This window comes from Pseudorhizobium endolithicum (assembly GCF_902153245.2).
GTDB lineage: Bacteria > Pseudomonadota > Alphaproteobacteria > Rhizobiales > Rhizobiaceae > Neorhizobium > Neorhizobium endolithicum.
In genome coordinates this window covers 1-518 of sequence record NZ_CABFWF030000004.1, presented here as the reverse complement: position 1 = coordinate 518, position 518 = coordinate 1, and the positions used below count along the sequence as shown (strand labels likewise).

The following is a 518-nucleotide window of genomic DNA, read 5'->3' as shown; positions in this document are numbered from 1 at the left end:
CTAGAGCAAATTTGACGAACACCGAGTCGCTTTGAGGATTCACGCGATGAACAATGTCTGATTCACTGCTCCTGTGATTTGCCAGGAGGAGATGATGACGAGGAGCCTGAGCGGAGACCTTCGCGGTCGGGTAATTGCAGCGATCGAAGATGGGGTTTCGACGCGGGAGGCGGCACGACGCTTCCGCATCGGCATCTCGACGGCCGGGGCCTGGTATCGCCGCTATCGCGAGACCGGCGAGATGGAAGGGCGCAAGCAGGGACAGCCGTCGCGCTCGAAGCTTGATACGCACGAGGCCTTCATTCTGGGCCTCATCGAGAAGACACCGGACATCACCCTTGCTGAGATCGGCGAGCGCCTTGCTGGCGAGCGCGGCGTGCGGGTGGCGCCCTCGACGGTCTGGTTGTTTCTTGACCGGCGCGGCATCACGTTAAAAAAAAAAAAGACGGCGCATGCCTCAGAGCAGCAGCGTCCCGATGTCTTGCGTCGCCGCATAGCCTGGTTCGACGGCCAGATCG

General features: G+C 60.8%; 1 protein-coding gene. It reads left to right on the top strand.

All coding sequences use genetic code 11. From position 1 onward, the window contains the following. Positions 1-94: 94 nt before the first annotated feature. A partial coding sequence (locus tag RTCK_RS03250; RefSeq protein ID WP_185927891.1) for a helix-turn-helix domain-containing protein occupies positions 95-518 on the top strand: 424 nt, incomplete at its 3' end.